Annotated in this window: 20 protein-coding genes, 2 tRNA genes and 1 riboswitch; of the genes, 12 read left to right on the top strand and 10 right to left on the bottom strand. The window is 69.9% G+C overall.

Going from position 1 to position 18,676, the window contains the following annotated elements:
• Positions 1–193: 193 nt before the first annotated feature.
• From dinB to BM287_RS12510, 7 genes are all read left to right on the top strand, one after another.
• Complete coding sequence (dinB, locus tag BM287_RS12540) at positions 194–1,468, top strand: DNA polymerase IV (RefSeq protein WP_244528236.1); 1,275 nt, start codon at positions 194–196, stop codon at positions 1,466–1,468.
• Between the two features lie 52 nt (positions 1,469–1,520).
• Entirely contained in the window at positions 1,521–1,853 is a 333-nt protein-coding gene (locus tag BM287_RS12535) for a spore germination protein GerW family protein (protein WP_090040138.1), read from the top strand.
• Positions 1,854–1,951: 98 nt separating this feature from the next.
• A riboswitch (TPP riboswitch) is annotated at positions 1,952–2,062 on the top strand.
• A gap of 34 nt (positions 2,063–2,096) precedes the next feature.
• Positions 2,097–2,720, top strand: coding sequence for an ECF transporter S component (locus BM287_RS12530; protein WP_090040132.1), 624 nt, complete (start codon positions 2,097–2,099; stop codon positions 2,718–2,720).
• Positions 2,721–2,725: 5 nt separating this feature from the next.
• Positions 2,726–4,246: an ABC transporter ATP-binding protein gene (locus BM287_RS12525; protein WP_244528229.1), complete on the top strand. Its 1,521-nt coding sequence runs from the start codon at positions 2,726–2,728 to the stop codon at positions 4,244–4,246.
• Positions 4,243–5,022: an energy-coupling factor transporter transmembrane component T family protein gene (locus tag BM287_RS12520; RefSeq protein WP_090040130.1), complete on the top strand. Its 780-nt coding sequence runs from the start codon at positions 4,243–4,245 to the stop codon at positions 5,020–5,022. Before BM287_RS12525 ends, BM287_RS12520 begins: the two co-directional genes overlap by 4 nt.
• Entirely contained in the window at positions 5,006–5,704 is a 699-nt protein-coding gene (locus BM287_RS12515) for a nucleoside/nucleotide kinase family protein (RefSeq protein ID WP_090040127.1), read from the top strand. Before BM287_RS12520 ends, BM287_RS12515 begins: the two co-directional genes overlap by 17 nt.
• Entirely contained in the window at positions 5,701–5,979 is a 279-nt protein-coding gene (locus tag BM287_RS12510; protein WP_090040125.1) for a hypothetical protein, read from the top strand. Before BM287_RS12515 ends, BM287_RS12510 begins: the two co-directional genes overlap by 4 nt.
• 52 nt (positions 5,980–6,031) lie before the next feature.
• On the opposite strand, the gene BM287_RS12505 is transcribed toward BM287_RS12510, so the two are convergent.
• The 4 genes from BM287_RS12505 to BM287_RS12490 form a co-directional block, all read right to left on the bottom strand.
• Positions 6,032–6,616 carry an RNA 2'-phosphotransferase gene (locus tag BM287_RS12505; RefSeq protein WP_244528227.1) on the bottom strand — a complete coding sequence of 195 codons (585 nt, stop codon included), beginning with the start codon at positions 6,614–6,616 and terminating at the stop codon, positions 6,032–6,034.
• Positions 6,617–6,683: 67 nt separating this feature from the next.
• On the bottom strand, positions 6,684–7,541 hold the full coding sequence (locus BM287_RS12500) for a transglutaminase family protein (protein ID WP_090040120.1): 858 nt from the start codon (positions 7,539–7,541) through the stop codon (positions 6,684–6,686).
• Positions 7,538–8,464 (bottom strand): alpha-E domain-containing protein, encoded by a 927-nt coding sequence (locus BM287_RS12495; RefSeq protein WP_090040117.1) that lies wholly within the window; start codon positions 8,462–8,464, stop codon positions 7,538–7,540. The genes BM287_RS12500 and BM287_RS12495 overlap by 4 nt, the downstream gene beginning before the upstream one ends.
• Complete coding sequence (locus tag BM287_RS12490) at positions 8,458–10,140, bottom strand: circularly permuted type 2 ATP-grasp protein (protein WP_090040115.1); 1,683 nt, start codon at positions 10,138–10,140, stop codon at positions 8,458–8,460. The genes BM287_RS12495 and BM287_RS12490 overlap by 7 nt, the downstream gene beginning before the upstream one ends.
• 573 nt (positions 10,141–10,713) lie before the next feature.
• Here BM287_RS12490 and BM287_RS17570 point away from each other — a divergent pair.
• Positions 10,714–10,962 carry a hypothetical protein gene (locus tag BM287_RS17570; protein WP_139230672.1) on the top strand — a complete coding sequence of 83 codons (249 nt, stop codon included), beginning with the start codon at positions 10,714–10,716 and terminating at the stop codon, positions 10,960–10,962.
• A gap of 22 nt (positions 10,963–10,984) precedes the next feature.
• On the opposite strand, the gene BM287_RS12485 is transcribed toward BM287_RS17570, so the two are convergent.
• The 4 genes from BM287_RS12485 to BM287_RS12470 form a co-directional block, all read right to left on the bottom strand.
• Entirely contained in the window at positions 10,985–11,266 is a 282-nt protein-coding gene (locus BM287_RS12485; RefSeq protein ID WP_244528246.1) for a metallopeptidase family protein, read from the bottom strand.
• 161 nt (positions 11,267–11,427) lie between these two features.
• Positions 11,428–12,240, bottom strand: coding sequence for an aggregation-promoting factor C-terminal-like domain-containing protein (locus BM287_RS12480; protein ID WP_090040110.1), 813 nt, complete (start codon positions 12,238–12,240; stop codon positions 11,428–11,430).
• 348 nt (positions 12,241–12,588) lie between these two features.
• The gene (locus BM287_RS12475) at positions 12,589–13,836 is read right to left on the bottom strand and encodes an MFS transporter (RefSeq protein WP_090040108.1); all 1,248 of its coding nucleotides are present in this window, start codon (positions 13,834–13,836) and stop codon (positions 12,589–12,591) included.
• Between the two features lie 7 nt (positions 13,837–13,843).
• Entirely contained in the window at positions 13,844–14,146 is a 303-nt protein-coding gene (locus BM287_RS12470) for a thioredoxin family protein (RefSeq protein ID WP_090040106.1), read from the bottom strand.
• Between the two features lie 95 nt (positions 14,147–14,241).
• Between BM287_RS12470 and BM287_RS12465 the strand changes: the two genes are divergently transcribed.
• From BM287_RS12465 to BM287_RS12455, 3 genes are all read left to right on the top strand, one after another.
• Positions 14,242–15,087 (top strand): SGNH/GDSL hydrolase family protein, encoded by an 846-nt coding sequence (locus tag BM287_RS12465; RefSeq protein WP_090040104.1) that lies wholly within the window; start codon positions 14,242–14,244, stop codon positions 15,085–15,087.
• Positions 15,088–15,097: 10 nt separating this feature from the next.
• Positions 15,098–15,721 carry an oligoribonuclease gene (gene orn / locus BM287_RS12460; protein ID WP_090040101.1) on the top strand — a complete coding sequence of 208 codons (624 nt, stop codon included), beginning with the start codon at positions 15,098–15,100 and terminating at the stop codon, positions 15,719–15,721.
• 48 nt (positions 15,722–15,769) lie between these two features.
• Positions 15,770–15,845 (top strand) — tRNA-His (locus BM287_RS12455).
• Between the two features lie 343 nt (positions 15,846–16,188).
• Here BM287_RS12455 and BM287_RS12450 read toward each other — a convergent pair.
• Positions 16,189–16,261, bottom strand: a tRNA-Arg gene (locus tag BM287_RS12450).
• Between the two features lie 36 nt (positions 16,262–16,297).
• Positions 16,298–17,602, bottom strand: coding sequence for an MFS transporter (locus BM287_RS12445; protein WP_090040099.1), 1,305 nt, complete (start codon positions 17,600–17,602; stop codon positions 16,298–16,300).
• A gap of 162 nt (positions 17,603–17,764) precedes the next feature.
• Between BM287_RS12445 and BM287_RS12440 the strand changes: the two genes are divergently transcribed.
• Positions 17,765–18,619 carry a LysR substrate-binding domain-containing protein gene (locus BM287_RS12440; RefSeq protein WP_090040096.1) on the top strand — a complete coding sequence of 285 codons (855 nt, stop codon included), beginning with the start codon at positions 17,765–17,767 and terminating at the stop codon, positions 18,617–18,619.
• The last annotated feature ends 57 nt before the right edge of the window (positions 18,620–18,676 follow it).

The raw sequence follows: 18,676 nt of genomic DNA, 5'->3' as shown, positions 1-18,676 counted from the left end.
CGAATGTCGCGCTGGCGGGGGCGAGAGTGCACATTCGTGACGAATGTCGCGTTGGCGGGGGTGGGGCCGGGTTTGGGAGTGCACATTCGTGACGAATGTTGCGCTGGCGGGGGTGAGAGTGCACATTCGTGACGAATGTCGCGCGCTTCGCAGGGAGGGTGCGGGCGTCGGGTGCGGGTGAGAAGGTAGGGAGGTGGGACGAGCAGACGGCAGCCAGCGCCAGGTGAGCGCGTCCGACGTCGACGACTCGGAGGCCGCCATCCTGCACGTCGACATGGATGCGTTCTTCGCGTCCGTCGAACTGCTGGAGCGCCCGGACGCACGCGGCAAGCCCGCCATCGTCGGACACGCCGGCGGCCGTGGCGTCGTGACGAGCGCGACGTACGAGGCGCGACGGTACGGCGTCCGCAGTGCGATGCCGATGTCGCAGGCTCTGCGGCTGTGCCCGAACGCGATCATCCTGACGCCGCACTACGAGCGCTACACCCGGTACTCGGCCGCTGTCATGGACATCTTCCACGAGGTCACGCCCCTGGTCGAGCCGCTCAGCATCGACGAAGCCTTCCTGGATGTGTCGGGCGCGCGGCGTCTGCTCGGGTCGCCTCGGCGCATCGCCGAGCTGATCCGCTCCCGCGTCTTCGAGGAGACCGGCCTCACCTGCTCGGTCGGCGTGGCCGCGACGAAGTTCATGGCGAAGCTCGCGTCGGGTCGCGCGAAGCCCGACGGGCTCCTGGTCATCCCGCGCGCCGAGACGCTCGCCTTCCTCCGTCCTCTCCCGGTCGGCGCGCTCTGGGGTGTCGGCGCCAGCACCCAGGCGTCGCTCGAGCGGATGGGCCTGCTCACGGTCGCCGATCTCGCGGATGCCCCGCTGCACGTGCTGCAGAAGGCGATCGGGGATGCCGGCGGCCGGCGCCTGCACGACCTGGCGAACGGGAGGGATGCGCGCCGCATCGTCACGGAGTCGCGCGAGAAGAGCATCGGGCACGAGAACACCTTCGGCGTCGACGTCGGAGACCTGGACACCCTCCGCCGCGAATTCCTCCGGCTCTCCGGCCGGGTCGGCGAGCGGCTGCGGAAACACGAGCTGGTGGCGCGCACCGTCGCGATCAAGGTCCGCTTCTCGGACTTCCGCACGATCACCCGCTCCCGCACCCTGGCCGAGCCGACCAACGTGGGCCGGCGCCTCTTCGAGGAGGCCTGGGATGTCTTCGGGGCGCTCGGCCTGGATGTCCGGCAGACCCCGCTCCGCCTGATCGGGGTGCGTGCCGAGCAGCTGCTCGACGCCGGCGGAGACGCGCTCGCACTGTGGGATCCCGACGAGGAGTGGCGCGAGACGGAGCGGACCCTGGATGCGGTGAGCGCACGCTTCGGGCGCGGCGCGATCGGGCCCGCCTCCCTCGTCCGCCGTTCGCGGGACGCCGACGAGGAGGAGCAGGACGGACGCAACCCGAAGTACGTGAGCGATTGAGCCGGCCTCGGGTGCCTGGTCAGGCCGAAGGGCGCGCGCTACGGTGGCTTCCATGACGAACATCACCCTCAAGCTCGCGGAGACCATCAGCGGCTCCGGTATCAAGTCGGTCTACGGCGAACCGATCGTCCTGGATGGCACGACCATCGTCCCGGTCGCCGCCGTGCAGTTCGGTTTCGGCGGCGGAGGTATGGGCGAGGGCGGTGAGGACAACCCGGGCGGCGGTGGCGGCGGCGGGATGGCCGTCCCGTTCGGCGCCTACATATCCGACGAGCTGGGCGTCCGCTTCCGCCCCAACCTGATCACCCTGCTGGCGGTCGGCATCCCCTTCTTCTGGGTGGCAGGCCACGCCTGGGCCCGCGTCATCCGCGCGCTCAAGAAGTAGTCCCCGAGCACTTCGAGAACAGTCGCCGAGGGTGAAGCGACTGTTCTCGCCCGCGCGCCCGGGCCCGGCGAATGGATGCGCGGCGCGAGGGATACACTGGGTGCGAACACGGGAGTCCGGTGAGCCGGGCTGAGAGGAGACTTCTCCAAGTCTCGACCGTCGAACCTGATCTGGGTCATGCCAGCGCAGGGAGGACCTTCTCACATCCCGTGCCCTGTTTCGCTGAATGAAAGGGCACGTACAGTGCACGCAACCATCTCCTCCACCGGCCTTTCGTCGCGCGTCCTGCGCTGGAGGGTCGTCGATATCGTCGTCGCGAGCGTCGTCGCCGTCGCATCCGGAGTCGTCTTCTGGGTCTGGGACATCGTCTCCAATCCCATCTCCGGCCCCGTGGGGACCGTCCTGCCCGGCTTCCAGGGCATCATCAACGGCCCGTGGCTGTTCGCGGGCGTCCTCGTCGCTCTCATCGTCCGCAAGCCGGGCGCCGCGCTGTTCGGCGAGCTCGTCGCCGCGGTCGTCTCGGCCCTGATCGGCACGCAGTGGGGTGTCGCCACCCTGCTCTCCGGCGTGGTGCAGGGACTCGGCGCGGAGATCGTCTTCGCCCTGTTCCTCTACGCGAACTGGCGGCTCGTCCCCGCTCTGCTGGCGGGTGCAGGCGCAGGCGTCGCCGAGTCCATCCTCGACCTCCTGTACTGGTACCCCGGATCGAAGGCGGAGTTCATCGTCGTCTACGCGATCACCACGACGATCTCGGGCCTGATCGTGGCGGGTCTCGGCTCCTGGCTGCTGGTGCGCGCCCTCGCGCGGACCGGGGCGTTGAGCCGTTTCGCCGCGGGCCGCGAGGCGCGGGGGACCGCGCAGGCCTGACGACGGTGAGCACGGGAGAGGGCCCCCCGGCGGCGGTTCGCGTCGCCGACTGGGGCTGGCGGTACGAGGGACGAAGCGCGTGGGCGGTTCGCGGTGTCGATCTGTGCATCGAGCCGGGGGAGCGGGTGCTGCTGCTCGGCGCGTCCGGCGCCGGCAAGAGCACGCTGCTCGCCGGCCTCGCGGGCGTGCTCGGCGGCGACGACGACGGCGAGTCCGCCGGGTCGCTGACCGTCGCCGGGCGCCCGCCAGCTCAGGCGCGGGGGACGGCCGGACTGCTGCTGCAGGACCCGGACGCCCAGGTCATCCTCGCCCGGGTGGGCGACGATGTCGCTTTCGCCGGCGAGAACCTCGGTGTGCCGCGCGACGAGCTGTGGATGCGCGTCCGGCGCTCGCTCGCAGAGGTCGGCCTCGACGTGCCCCTCGACCACCCCACGGCTCAGCTCTCCGGCGGCCAGAAGCAGCGCCTGGCGCTGGCGGGTCTGCTGGCGATGCGTCCCGGCCTGCTGCTGCTCGACGAGCCCACCGCGAATCTCGACCCCGAGGGCGTCCTCGAAGTACGGGATGCGGTGCGCGCCGCACTCGAGGCGACCGGCGCCACGCTCGTCGTGGTGGAGCACCGCGTCGCTGTGTGGCGGGACCTCGTCACCCGGGTCGTCGTGCTGGCAGCGGACGGCGGCGTGCTCGCCGACGGACCGCCGGACGCCGTGCTGGCCGATACCGACGGCGAGCTCGGGCGCGCCGGTGTCTGGCTGCCCGGCACGCCCGTCCCGGACGCGCCCGTCGTTCCCGAAGGGATGCCGCTGCTGACCGCGCGCTCGCTCGCGTTCGGTCGTGCGACGACGACACGCCCACGTCGCTCCCGTCGCCGTCGCCGTGCGCGGGCGGGTGCGGCCGTCGTTGTGCCGGTCGGGCATCCGGTCGATCTCGAGGTGCGCGCGGGCTCCGCATTCGCTCTCACCGGGCGGAACGGCTCCGGCAAGTCGACCCTCGCCCTCACCCTCGGCGGCCTGCTTCCCGGTCTCGGCGGTGAGCTGATCGCCGAGCCCGCCCTGGCCGACGGCGCCTCCTCCGATCCCGCATCCTGGCGCTCGCGCGAGCTGCTCACGCGCATCGGAAGCGTCTTCCAGAATCCGGAGCACCAGTTCATCGCAGGCACGGTCCGCGACGAGCTCGCCGCCGGCCCGCGCGCGCTCCACCTGCCGACGACCGAGGTCGACGAACGCGTGGATGAACTGCTCGACCGCCTCGCGCTGACCGATGCCGCCGCGGCGAACCCGTTCACGCTCTCCGGCGGTCAGAAGCGCCGGCTCTCGGTGGCGACGGCCCTCGCGACGCGACCCCGCCTCCTGGTGCTGGACGAGCCGACCTTCGGGCAGGACGCCCGCACCTGGCAGGAGCTGGTGCGGATGATCGCCGCCCTCCGACACGAGGGTCACGCCATCGTCGCCGCCACCCACGACGCGGAGTTCGTGCGCGCCGTGGGTGCCGCATCCCTCCGGCTGGATGCGGCGGAGGTGACCGCATGACGCTCGTGCAGCCGCTCCGCACCGGCCCGCTGGCGACCCTGAACCCGGTCGCCAAGCTCGGCGCCTCCGTCATCGTAACCGTCGCGCTGCTGCTCTCCATCGATCCGGTATCGGCGGGCGTCGCCCTGATCCTCGAGCTGGTGCTGCTGGCTTTCGCGGGCATCCCGGTGCGCACCATCCTGGCGCGCACCGCCCCGGTCTGGATCGCCGCCCCGCTCGCCGGGCTGACCACGGTCCTCTACGGCCAGGTCTCCGGCACGGTCTATGTGCAGTGGTGGGCGGTGGAGATCAGCCAGGGCTCGATCGGCCTCGGCGCCGCGACCGCCCTCCGCGTGCTGGCGATCGGCCTGCCCGCCGTGCTCCTCTTCGTCACCATCGACCCGACCGACCTCGCGGACGGCCTGGCGCAGCTCCTCCGGCTGCCCGCCCGGTTCGTGATCGGCGGCCTCGCCGGACTCCGCCTGGTCGGGCTGTTCGCCGAGGACTGGCGGGCGCTCACCCTCGCCCGCCGGGCGCGCGGGGTCGCCGAATCCGGCGCGATCCGCCGGTTCCTGGGCCAGTCGTTCGCCCTCTTCGTGCTGTCGCTGCGTCGGGGGACCAAGCTCGCGACCGCGATGGAGGCGCGCGGCTTCGGCGCGCCCGGACAACGCACCTGGGCGAGGCCCTCCGTCTTTCGCGGGCGCGACTGGGCGGCGCTGGCCGTCGCGCTGGCGGTCGCTGCGGCGGCGGTCACAGCGGCCGTGGCCGTCGGGAGCTGGAATGCCCCGCTCGGCTGAGTCGGCGGGCGAGTCGGCAGGCGAGTCGGCCCCTGAGTATGCGGCGCAGGCGCCCGGCGCGACGCCGGCCGGTCTTGCCGCGCTTTTCGCCGCCGTGACCCACGCCGTGGAGGCCGCCACGGCAGGCGGACGCACTCCCGTCATCCTCATCGACGGTCCGAGCGGTGCGGGCAAGAGCTTGCTGGCCGACCTCCTGGTCGCCGCCTGGCCCGCGAAGGGCCACCCGCGGCTGGTCCGGATGGACGACCTCTACCCCGGCTGGGACGGCCTCGACGCGGCGAGCACCGCGGTCGGCGACGACCTGCTCGAGCCGCTCCGTGCCTCCCGAGCAGGATCCTGGCAGCGCTGGGACTGGGCGGCGGACCGTCCCGCCGGGCGTGAGACCGTCGTCGGCCCCGAGCCGCTGATCGTGGAGGGATGCGGCACGCTCTCCGTCCGCAACGCGGCCCTCGCCGACCTGACCGTCTGGCTGCGGGCCGACGACGCGCTCCGCAAGCAGCGCGCCTTGGCGCGCGACGGCGACACCTTCGCCACCCACTGGGACACCTGGCAGGCGGAGTTCGACCGCTTCGTGGCGCGCGAGCATCCACTCGACCACGCCGCGCTGATCCTCGACGTGTCGGCCCTCGATCTGAGCGCCGGGGTCCGCGACCGTCGATCCGGGACTAGGTTGGACACATGACCGAGGCACGCCAGGACCCCGAATACATCGTCGAGTACGTGGACGGACCACTCGCCGGCCAGACCGACCGCCGTTTCCTCATCGACGGCAAAGTGGATGAGCGCATCGGCGTGATCGCCGCGGTCGAGGGCCTCGAGTCCACCTTCTGGTACGTCGCCGGCGAGGAGCGCGAGGTGGAGGGTCAGCGTCTCGTCGCCTACCACTTCGACCAGCCGGACTCCGACCCGGTCGAGGCCGACCAGGAGGACGAGTCGATCTTCGGCTACGGCGCCTGACCGGTCGCGTAGTACCGACTAGTGCGCTGAGCGGATGAGAAACGCGTTCGGCCTATCGGCGGACGAACTTCGCCGGCACCTCGTCGACCAGCCACACGCCGTTGGCCGAGCGGAAGAACTCCAGGCCCGCTTCCGCCATCGCCTCGGCGCGCACGGTCAGGACGACTGGCCGTCCGTGACGTGCGCCGACCTTCCTGGCCGTTTCCGCGTCGAGGGATAAGTGCACCTGACGTCGTTGCCCGGGATTGATCCCCGTGGCCAGGATCGACTCGACCGACGACTCCGCCGTGCCGTGGAACAGCAGCTCCGGCGGAAGTGCAGGTTCGAGTCCGAGGTCCACGTCGATCGAGTGACCTTGGTTCGCCCTGATGCGATGGTTCGCGATCGCGAAACGTTGCTTGTCGCTCTGCTCGACAATGTCGTCAAGCTCTTCGCGGCTGACCGCCATCCCGTGGCGCGCGAACGCCTCGAGGAGGACGTCGATATCCACCCATCCGCCGCCATCGAGCTGGACTCCGACCTGGCCGGGGTCGTGCCGAAGCGTCAGGGACAGCATCTTGCTGACCCGGACCATGTCCGCAGCGCTCCGCGGAAGCTGTGACGCTCCTTCGGTTCGATGAGGCTGCGGCTCTGTCATGGCATCACCGTAGCCGGTGAGCCCACGACCGGCTACGCTCGGTCCCCGCCCTGTAGAAGGCAGCCGGTCACGCCTCCCGGGTGATGGAGACCGAGACGAACAGCTCCGATCCGCTGCTGCCGGCGTAGACACCGCGGAGCGGAGTGACGTCGGTGTAGTCGCGGCCGTGGCCGACGCGCACGTGGCGGTCGCCGATCGGAATGCCGTTGGTGGGGTCGTACCCGTGCCAGCTGCCGCAGAACCACTCCACCCAGGCGTGCGACTCGCCGGTGACGGTCTCGCCGACGGCGGCCTCCGCCTTCGGGTGCAGGTACCCGGAGACGTACCGCGCCGGGATCCCGACCGACCGGAGTGCGCCGACCGCGACGTGGGCGATGTCCTGGCACACTCCGCTGCGCGCCTCCCACGCCTCGGCGGCCGTGGTGCGCACGCCGGTCACGCCGCTCACGTAGTCCATCTCGGACGACACGGCGGCGACGATGGCGAGCGCCGCAGCGCACGGCCCGTCGACCGCGGGCGCCACAGCGGCCGCCACGGAGGCGGCGAGCTCGGCGAGCGACGGGGGAGGTGCGGTCAGCGCCGTCTGCCGGAGCTGCTCGACGCAGGCGGGGGAGCGGGGGACCACAGCGGCGAGCTCCGCCCAGCCGACCGTCGAGGCGGGGTGCTCCGCCTCGAGCACCTCCACGAGGCTGCTCGCCGTGATCGTCAGCTCGCTGTGCGGGGCGAGCACGTCGAAGGCGAGGACCCTCGTGCCCCAGTAGTCGGTGTACTGGTGGTGCGAGGAGACCGGCTGCACGTCGAGGGAGGAGTGGAGCACGAGCTGACGGTCGCCGGTGACGGGCAGCATCCTCGCCTCGTTGTGCGATGCGGTCACGTCGCCGTCGTACCGGTAGCCGGTCGAGTGCACGATCCTCAGCCGCTTCATGCCCGTTCCCCCGTCCAGCTCGGGGCGGCGCTCTCCGGGAAGTAGCGGAGGGCGACCGCCGTGGTCGCCGCGCTCGTCGCCTCCTGGATGGCCGACATGAACGCCGGGAGGTCGTCGAGCACGTCGGCGACGGGCCGGAACTCCAGCTCGCTGCGCACCTGACCCAGCATCCGGGCCGCCTGATCCGAGACCCCGACCCGCTCCAGCCGCGGCTCGATCTCGGCCAGGCTGTCGACCGCTCGGGCGACCGAGTACAGGATCGACCGCGGGAACAGCCTGTCGTGCAGGAGGAACTCGGCCGCGTTCCGCGCCGACGGCACTCCGCGGTAGGTGCGCAGGTACGCCTCGTACGCGCCGCACGAGCGCAGGAGCGTCGTCCAGCTCGGCCCGCTCGCCTCCGTCAGCGAACGCGTCGCGAGCAGCCGGGCCGTCATGTCGGCGCGCTCCAGGCTGCGGCCGAGCGTGAAGAAGTGCCACGCCTCGTCGCGGCTCGCGCCCGACTCCATGAGGCCGACGGCGAGGGCGGTCCGCTCCCGCACCCAGCTGAAGAACTCGTGCACCTTGTCGCTGGTCACCCGGCGGGGCATCCGAGCGGCCGTGGTGTTGAGGCACTCCCACAGCTCCGTGGAGATGATCTCGCGGGCGCGCCGCGCGTTCTCCCGCGCCGACCCGAGCGAGTACACGATGGAGGCCGGCGCCGCGCGGTCGACGGCGAGGATGCGGAGCACGTCCTCCCGGACGATCGCGGCCTCCGGTGCGGGACTCCCCATGACCCCGAGCAGGGAGCGGCAGGCGCTGTCCTCGTCGATCCAGGGGTCCTCGAGGAGGAGCTGCAGGTGCACGTCCAGGATGCGCGCGGTGCCGTCGCTCCGCTCGATGTAGCGGCCGATCCAGAACAGGGAGGAGGCGATGCGGCTCAGCATGCGGCCTCCCCGGTCTGTTGTTGTTGCTGCTGCTGGTCGCTGCGCGGCGCGTCCTCCGCGGAGTGGTCGGGCGCCCGCTGCGCCGGGGGCACCGTGGAGGCCGGCCGTGCGGCCTGCTCCGCGACGAGCCCAGCGACACGTTGAGGCGCCTCCGGAGCCTGACCGCCGTGCCGCTCCGAGGTGCCGTCGCCCGGGTCGCCGATCGTGTGGGCTCCGACGACCCAGGTGTCCTTCGACCCGCCGCCCTGGCTGCTGTTGACCACGAGCTGGCCCTCCGCCAGCGCGACGCGGGTGAGGCCTCCGGGGAGCACCCAGACGTCGCGGCCGTCGTTGACCGCGAACGGGCGGAGGTCGACGTGCCGGGGGCGCATCCCGTCGTCCACGAGCGTCGGGATGGTGGACAGCTCGACCAACGGCTGGGCGATCCACCCGCGCGGGTCGGCGATCAGGCGTGCACGGAGCTCGGCGAGCTCTCGGCGGGAAGCGTCCGGCCCGATCACCAGGCCCTTGCCGCCGGAGCCGTCGACCGGTTTCACGACGAGTTCGTCGAGCCGGTCCAGCACCTCCGCGAGCGCCTCCGGCTCCTCGAGCCGCCAGGTGTCCACGTTCGGCAGGATCGGCTCCTCGGCCAGGTAGTAGCGGATGAGGTCCGGCACGTAGGTGTAGACCAGCTTGTCGTCGGCGACGCCGTTGCCGATCGCGTTGGCGATCGTCACGTTGCCGAGGCGCGCGGCGAGCATGAGGCCCGGCGTGCCGAGGACGGAGTCCACACGGAACTGCAGCGGGTCGATGAAGTCGTCGTCGATACGCCGGTAGATCACGTCCACGCGCTGCGGGCCGGAGGTGGTGCGCATCCAGACGTGTCCGCCCGAGCTGAACAGGTCGCGTCCCTCCACCAGCTCCACCCCCATCAGCCGGGCCAGGAGGGTGTGCTCGAAGTACGCGGAGTTGTAGACGCCCGGCGTCAGCACCACCACGTTGGGGTTCTCCATGCCGCCGGGGGCGCTGGCCCGGAGCGCCTGCAGCAGCCGGTACGGGTAGTCGCCGACCGGGCGCACGCGCATCGACGTGAACAGCTCGGGCAGGGTCTGCGCCATCACGCGCCGGTTGGAGATGACGTAGCTCACGCCGCTCGGGACGCGGACGTTGTCCTCGAGCACGCGCCACGCCCCGCGCTCGTCGCGGATCAGGTCGATGCCGGCGACCTGGATGCGGACGCCGTTGGCCGTCGCGATCCCGGCCGCCGCGCGGTGAAAGTGCGCGGAGGAGGTGATGATGCCGGCAGGGACAACGCCGTCCCGGACAGCGTTCTGGTCGCCGTACACGTCGCTGAGGAACGCTTCCAGCGCGCGCACACGCTGCTTCACGCCCGCCTCGACGTGGGCCCACTCGTGCTGCTCGATCACGCGCGGCACGGCGTCGAGCGGGAACGGCCGCTCCTCGCCGGCGAAGTCGAATGTCACGCCCTGCGCGAGATAAGAGCTGGCCAGCGCATCCGTCCGCCCCCGCAGCTCCTCCTGGGTCATCGAGGCGAGCGCCGCGAAGAGCTCCCGGTAGGCCGGGCGCGTTCCGCCGCCCGCAGCGGCCGCGTCGGCGAACATCTCGTCGAAGGGCGCCTCGCGGCCCCGCCTCCGGCGGGACGCCGCGGTCGCGTACCCACCGAACAACTCGCCCATGGCCAGACGCTATCGGCGACGCATTTCGACCGCGTTTCGGCGGTGTTGCGACTGTCCGGCACGCCTCCAGCGCTCTTCCGCCACCATGACCGTAGGAAATCCAAGCGTTCATGGGGGACTCAATTGATCCAGACGACGTGTTTTCGCACCTGCCGTACGAAAAGTCTGGAGCGGCCGCCATCCTGCCTGGAGGATCGGCTAGTTTCCCCCTTTACCCCAGTGCCCTGATCGGGTGCATGGGGCCAGATACTTGTATGAAGGAACACTTCTCGGTAAAAGCGACAGGAACCCCATTCGACAATGTAGGAATCCCGAGCGGCATCAAGGGTGCTGACCTAAGTCCCTCGGATCTTCAGCCAGGACAGGGATACTATCCGTTTGTGGTTCAAGTCTATGTTCGCCAAAAGAAGTAGAGCTGGTCAGCGCAGCCTATGCGCGGTAGCTGCCCTTGCGGCCGCACTTCTTCTTTCCGCCTGTGGCTCCCCTTCAAAAGTGACGGTTGACTCCGTCATGAGCGCAGGGGTTTCGAATGGGGCGGCGCGCGGCGCATGCGAGACGTTCTACAAGGACAATATGGCGACCAAGAAGGGTCTGCGTCTGGTCGGAGCCCTTGCGTCGACACTCGAAGACGCCAAACAGCTAACAATTTCTGCTGGAGGCGACCCATCGAAGGACGGCAACTACAGCAGGCTTCCTGGAAGCCAGGCGATTGTTCTGTGCGGAGTGACGGGTCCGCTCGAGCAGGTGGGCTTCCGCGGCACGGTGCTTGTGTATTACGTGATCCCGTCCCAGAGTTCGTCCGGGATCGCGGTAGTCAAATAGACCCCCATCAGTGAATCACCGGCTACGCCCAGCCGAGATCGTGGAGCCGGTCGTCGTCGATGCCGTAGTAGTGCGCGATCTCGTGGACGAGGGTGATGTGGATCTCGTCGCGCAGTTCGTCCTCGTCCGCGCAGATCGCGAGCAACGGCTCCCGGTACAGCACGATACGGTCGGGCATCTCGCCGAAGCCGTACGTGTCGCGCTCGGTGAGCGCGACGCCGTCGTAGAGGCCGAGGAGGTCGAGCGAGCCGTCCTCCGGGCGGTCCTCGACGATGAACACGATGTTGTCGAGGCCATCGACCATCTCGTCCGGCAGCTGGTCGAGCTCGTCCGTGACGAGGGCCTCGAAGGCCTCCTGGTCGAGCCGGAGTCCCGGCCCGCGGTCGCCGCTGCTGCTCACCCGGGGAAGTCTACCGGCGGGCGCTCGCACGCCCGCCGGCAGACGTGCCGGTGGCTAACCGCGGATCAATACCAGTTGTACGACTCGGAGTGACCCCACGCCCCGCATGGCGTGCCGTAGCCGCGGGCGATGTAGTCCAGTCCCCACTTGATCTGGGTGGTGGCGTTGGTGGCCCAGTCGGTGCCGAAGGCCGCCATCTTGCTGCCGGGGAGCGCCTGCGGGATGCCCGTCGCGCCGCTGCCCGGGTTCATCGCCTGGTAGTTCCACTGCGACTCGCGCTGCCACAGCTGCTGGAGGCATTGGAACTGGTCGGAACCCCAGCCGTACTGGCTGGAGGCGATGGCGGCGGCGGTGGCCTTGGCGGCGTCCGGCGTGTTCGCGTTCTGCTGCGCGGCGGCGGCTGCCTGAGCGGCGGCCGCTGCGGCAGCTGCTGCAGCGGCGGCGCGGCGGTCCGCCTCTGCGGCTGCTGCGGCGAGCTTGTCGGAGGCGGCCTGCGTGGCGTCGATGCTGCTGCGCAGCTTCGAGTCGTCCAGCCTGGTGAAGTTGCTCAGGCCCGCGATCGCGGTCTTCGCAGCCGACGCGTCCGCCTTGGACTGGTAAGCGGCGACGGTCGCCTGCGCGCCGCTCAACGTCGTCTCCGCCTCGCTCTGGAGGCGGTCGCGCACGATCGAGTCGTAGACGGAGAGCTGCTCGTGCTGCATCCCATTGGCTTGGGAGAGCTGGCGGGTCACCTGCTCACTGTGCTGCTCCTGCTGCTGCGCCTGGGCGATCGAGGGAGCGAGGAGGCTGGCGCCGATGATCACGGCGGCGGCGCCGGAGATGACGCGACTGAGGGGGACGGGGCTATTTTTTACGGAGGTGAGGAGGGAACTCAGCATGCTTTTCCTGGGTAGGGTTTCCCCGGCTGACGCACGCTGCACCGGTGGGGCGCGCACACGTCCGGACCCGGACTTCTCGGGAGGGTCCTGCGGGCTGACAATCGCGGAGCACGCGCGAAAGCACCCGGTGGACCCGTGGTCCGGAAGGCGCAACGTGCAGCGCGGGTGTGCCGTGCGATCGAAACGGTGAGCATCCAGGAACGGGCGTCGAAGCGCCTCGGGTATTCGGGTTCGGGGGACTGGATGCGCACCTGCGCGGCACGGACGGCTGTCGATGCCGTCGCCGACCGACCCTAGGTGCTGTTTCTGGACAGGTCAGGCATAGAACCTGGGAAGGTCGTGTGCGTGTCAGCCGTCGACGGACGACTCTTCGGCCTCGGCGGCGGCTTCGGCGTCATCCATTCGGCGGTCCGAAATCCACAGCATCGGGATGAGCAGGAGCACGACGAGAGCGCCCATTGCGAGGAACACCCAGTGCACGCCGAACAGCTGCCCGATGAGGCCGCCGACGGCTGCGCCGAGCGGCATCGTGCCCCAGGCGAGCAGCCGGTAGGCGCTGTTCAGCCGGCCCAGGAGCCGCGTCGGCGTGACGCGCTGGCGCAGGGACACGGTGATGACGTTCCAGACCGAGACGGTGATGCCACCGATCAGCAGGCCGGCTCCGATGATGAACGGATCGGCGGTGAAACCGGGCGTCGCGACGGCGAGCAGCGAGCCGGCGACCGTCAGCAGGAGGGCCCGCGAGCGTCCGAGGATCCGCTCCGCCGGCTCGGCCAGGAAGGTCCCGATGACGCTTCCGAGGGCGGATGCGGTGAGCAGCAGGCCGTACGCAGGGTCGCTCAGCTTCATGGCCGAATGCGGCCCGACGGCGTAGAGCACGAACACGGTGAAGACCGCCGAGCTGGCGAAGTTGAAGACGCCCACCATGATGGCGAGCGTGCGCAGCAGCGTGCTGCTGCCCAGGTAACGCAAGCCTTCTGCGATATCTGCGCGGATCGTGGTCCGCTCCGTGCGCCGGGCGCTGAAGCGTCCGCGAAGGACCAGCAGCATCCCGATGGCAGCCACCCAGAGCAGCACCGGCGTCCCGAAGGCGAACACGACGCCGGCCGCGACGAGGAATCCGCCGAGGGGAGGGCCGATGAACTGGTTGGCCGTCAGCTCGGCCGCGTAGAGGCGCCCGTTCGCCCGCGACAACTGATCCCGCGCGACCAGTTGCGGCAGGATCGACTGCGAGGACGTGTCGTAGACCGTTTCCGCTACGCCGACGCAGACCGCCGCCGCATAGAGCAGCCAGATCGAGGTGGCCCCGGCGAGGGATGCGGCCGTCAGACACGCGAGGAAGAAGGCGCGGGCGAGATTGGCGACGAGCATCAGCCGCCTGCGGTCGAGCCGGTCGGCCAACGCGCCGGCCGTGAGCGCGAAGAGCAGCCACGGCAGGGTGAATGCGAACGTGAGCCCAGCGATCACCGCGGGGGAGTCCGTGTAGCGGACCGCCACCAGCGGGAGGGCCACCTTCATCGCTCCGTCGGCGAGGTTAGAGAATCCTGCGGAAGTCCACAGCTTCCCGTAGTTCGCACCGAGTCCGGTCGACGCCATGGCGCGCTCAGAGAGCTTTTGCCGCCGCGGCCAGCACCTGCGCCAGCGTCGGCACGCCTTCGGCCCGGAACACCTCGTCGCCGTTCGCTGCGCTGACGATCACCGTCGGTGTCGAGCGGATGCTGTCCTGCTCTGCGCGCTCGGCGTGGCGTGCCACATCCAACTCGGTGACGACGATCCGGGGGGCCAGCCGAGCGGCTTCGGCGAGCACCGCGCGGGTCTGCATGCACGGCTCGCAGAACGCCGATGTGTAGAGAATCAGTTGCGCTTCGCCGGTGACCTGCGGGGCAACGGCCGGTGTCGAATCCACATCGCCAGTGTACGTCGGGCGAAATCGCGGCGACCATCGTGCGGTGGAGGCTGTCGCCGGCCCTGCGGCGCTGTGTCGGCCCGCACAATCGTCCCGTGAGCCGAACGACCTTCACGCGATACGTCGCCCTCGGAGACTCGCTCACCGAGGGCCTGTGCGACACCCTGCCCGGACAGCCGGACGGCTGGCTGGGCTGGGCCGACCGTCTCGCCGGGATCCTCGACGGGGACGCCCGGCTGGCCGGGACCTCACTCGAGTTCGCCAACCTCGCCGTGCGCGGCAGGCGTATCGCCGATGTGGTGGATGCTCAGATCCCGCACGCGCTCGAGTTCGGGCCGGATCTCGTCTCGGTGATGATCGGCGGGAACGACCTGATGAGTCCGGCCGCCGACCCGGATGCGCTCGCTGCGCGGCTGGAGGGCGGCATCCGTGCGCTGCGGGCGTCGGGGACGACAGTGCTGCTCGCGAACATCTTCGACCCGCAGTTCGCCTTCTTCCTCAAACCCTTCCGCGGCCGGGCGGCCGTCTTCAACGCCAACATCTGGAGCATCGCGCGGGATCAGCGGGCGACCGTGCTGGATGTGTGGGGCGTCCGCGAATTCCGGGATCCGGCGATGTGGGCGTCCGACCGGGTGCACCTGAGCGCGCGCGGTCACCGGCTGCTCGCGGCGCACGCCGCCCATACGCTCGGGGTGCCCTATGCCGAGGTGAGGGGTCCGGAGTCGGCGGCGGAGTCGGCTGCGGCCGCGTCCGCGCCTGCTCCTCCTCCTCCGGACTCCCTGCCGTTCCGGACGTGGTTGCGGGTGTACGCCATCCCGTGGGTCGGCCGGCGGCTCCGGCACGTCTCCACGGGCGATGGGCTGGGACCCAAACTGCCCGTGCCGCAGCGGCTCGATCGGGGCGCCGGCAGGCAGACCTGGGCTGTCGGGGGCCCGCACTAGACTCCCTGTTATGGCTACTTCCTCGGATCGACTGGTCTGGATCGACTGCGAGATGACCGGCCTCGACCTCGAGGTCGACCAGCTCGTCGAGATCGCGGTCGTGATCACCGACTTCGAGCTCACTGTCCTCGACCCGGGACTGAGCATCGTCATCAAGCCCGACGACTCCGCCCTTGAGAACATGGGTGACTTCGTCCGGCAGATGCACACGACATCCGGTCTGATCGACGAGATCCCGCACGGCAAGAGCCTCGCCGAGGCCGAGTACGAGGTGCTGGAGTACGTGCTGAAGTTCGCGCCGGCCGCACGCACGGCTCCCCTCGCCGGGAACACGATCGGGACCGACCGCATGTTCCTCGCGAAGTTCATGCCCCGCCTCGATAACCACCTGCACTACCGCAACGTCGATGTGTCGTCGATCAAGGAGCTCTCGCGCCGCTGGTTCCCGCGCATCTACTTCAACGCGCCGGAGAAGAACGGCGGCCACCGGGCCCTCGCCGACATCCTCGAGTCCATCCGCGAGCTCGACTACTACCGGTCCGCCGCGTTCGTGGCGCCTCCCGGCCCCACCACCGAAGACACCCAGGCCGTCGCCGCCGGTGTCGTGGAGAAATGGTCTTCGCGGATGTACTAGAATCGTTGAGTTGCTTGCGTCGGCCCGGTCGGGCCGGCAGCGACCGTGGTGGGTATAGCTCAGCTGGTAGAGCGCCTGGTTGTGGTCCAGGAGGTCGCGGGTTCAAGCCCCGTTACTCACCCCAACAAAGGGCCGGACTCCGAGAGTCCGGCCCTTTCTCATGCCCGCTGCGCCCCGGCAGCGCCCGCTGCGCCCCGGCAGCGCCGGCAGCGCCGGCTGCGCCCCGGCGCGGTGCACATTCGTGACGAATGTGCCTTTCGACGCGGTGTAGGTGCACATTCGTGACGAATGTGCCTTTCGACGCGGTGTAGGTGCACATTCGTGACGAATGTGCCTTTCGACGCGGTCTGAGTGCACATTCGTGACGAATGCGCCTCTCGACGCGGTCTGACTGCACATTCGTGACGAATGTGCCTTTCGACGCGGTCTAAGTGCACATTCGTGACGAATGTGCCCGGGCGAGTGAGTGCCCCCGGCAGGAATCGAACCTGCGACCAAGAGATTAGAAGGCTCCTGCTCTATCCGCTGAGCTACGGGGGCGACGACTCCACGATACCGGAGGGGATGCCGTGAACCTCAGAGCGTCTGCCCGGCCTTGCCCGCGCGGTTGACGATCGCGATGACCGGCCGGCGCCCGCGAAGCCCGAAGCGCAGCCGGAGGCTGGCCTGTCGCGCGATGAGGACCGCGATCACACCGGCCGCCGCGGCGGGGACGAGCCCCGAGATCGCCATGGCGGTGTGCGGTCCCACCTGCTCGACGATCCATCCCATGAGCGGGCCGCCGAGCGCTTGCCCGCCGAGCAGCACGAGGATGTAGAGGGAGATGACGCGTCCGCGGATCTGCACGTTCGACGACATCTGCACCAGCGAGTTCGCCGCCGTGACGAACAGCAGGTTGCCGACGCCGACGCAGATCAGCAGCATCCCGAAGGCCAGCTCGCCGGGGGCGAAGCCGGCCAGCGCCTGCACGATTCCGAGCGCCGCGGCCGTCCCGACGACCATCGACAGCCGCACACTGGTGCGCCGAGTGGATGCCAGCGCCCCGGTGAGCGCGCCGGCGGCGACGAGTGCGTTGAACATCCCGTATCCTTGCGCGCCGACGTGGTAGACGTTGTTCGCGTAGGCCGCGAGGAACACCGGCATGTTGAACGCGAAGACGGCGATCACCGCGACCATGACGACGCTCCAGAAGATCACCGGCTTCCGGTGCACGTAGCGGATCCCCTCGGCCAGCTGGCCTTTGCCGCGCGGAGCCGCGGGGGAGGCGTGCAGCTCCGACCGTTTCAGGGTCGCGACGGCGACGACCACGGCAAGACACGCGACGGCGTTGATCGCGAATGACCAGCCCCCGCCGACCGCCGTGATGAGGATGCCGCCCAGCGCGGGTCCGATGAGCCCGCCGAGCTGGAAGATCGAGGAGTTGAGGCTGATCGCATTGCGCAGGTAGCGCGGCCCGACGAGCTCGTTGACGAACACCTGCCGGGCCGGGTTGTCGACGACGGTGACGAGTCCGAGCCCGAACGAGATCGCGTAGACATGCCACACCTCGATCACGCCGGTCAGCGTGAGGACGGCCAGCAGAGCAGCAAGGCCAGCAGCGCTCGACTGCGTGATCACCAGGAGCCGCTGCTTGGAGTAGCGGTCGGCGATGACACCGCCCCAGAGGCCGAAGAGGAGCATCGGCGTGAACTGCATGAACACCGTCACACCGACGGCGGCGACGCTGTGCGAGAGCTGCAGGACCAGCCAGTCCATCGCGATGCGCTGCATCCAGACCGCCGTGTTGGCGACGAGGTTGCTCGCCGCGAACCGGCGGTAGTTGTTCACGCGGAGCGAGGCGAAGGTCTCGCGCCACGGCGGGCGGGTGGTGAGGACCGGCATGGGTCCGGTGGGCGGGGCGGCTGCGGGGGAGTGCGCCACAGGGTGTTACCTCGATGTCGTCGCTGGTTCCGTATGAAGTGTCCCTTCCGACCCTACGCAACCCCGGCTATTCTTGGAGCCGATCACGGCTATAACTCTCATTGGCTTTTCGAATGGATGCGGATGTTCGACCCTGTGCTGCTGCAGACCTTCCTCGCCGTCGCCGACACGCACAGCTTCACGAAGGCGGCCGCGCGGCTGGGCATCAGCCAGCCGACGGTCAGCCAGCAGATCCGGAAGCTGGAGCAGTCCGCGAAGCGGCAGCTGATCGCGCGCGACACCCGCGACGTGCGCCTCACCGACAACGGGGATGCGATGGCCGGCTTCGCGCGCACCATCCTCGCCGCCCACGCGGAGGCGGACAGCTACTTCAGCGGCTCGGCGATGCGAGGACGGCTGCGCTTCGGCGCCGCCGACGACCTGGCGATCACGACGCTGCCGCGCATCCTCCGGCACTTCCGCCAGCAGAATCCGCAGATCAACCTGGAGTTGACCGTCGACCAGTCGGGTCCCCTCCACCGCAAGCTCAAGGCCGGCCACCTCGACCTGATCTTCATCAAGCAGACTCCGGGGACGACGGAGGGCACGGTCGTCGCGACCGATGAGCTCGTCTGGATGGGCCAGGAGAAGACGGCGCTCGATTCGGACGGCCCCGTCCCGCTGATCTCGTACCAGGGGCCGAGCCTCAGCCGCCAGGTCGCGATCGATGCGCTGGAGGCGGCCGGCCGCACCTGGCGGATCACCTGCAACACGCGCGAGGTCAACGGCGTGCTGGCCGCCGTTCGTGCGGGAATCGGGGTCGCCGTCTTCCCGCGCTCGCTCATCCCGACCGACCTGATCAAGGTCACGAATCGCTTCGGGCTCCCGGAGCTGGGTCACGTGGACTTCACCCTGCTGTCGAACCCGTCGGCGGCACGAGAGCCGGTGGATGCGCTCACCACGGCGATCCTGGCGCGTGCGGTGAGCCGCGTGGCATGAAAGCAATCCTGGGCTCGCGTTCACACCGCGGAAACGCTCCCGGGATAATCTGGGCGT

Origin of the sequence: Leifsonia sp. CL147 (assembly GCF_900114565.1) — a bacterium.
GTDB lineage: Bacteria > Actinomycetota > Actinomycetes > Actinomycetales > Microbacteriaceae > Leifsonia.
The sequence above is the reverse complement of the archived record's forward strand: the minus strand, read 5'-3'. Positions and strand labels throughout refer to the sequence as shown.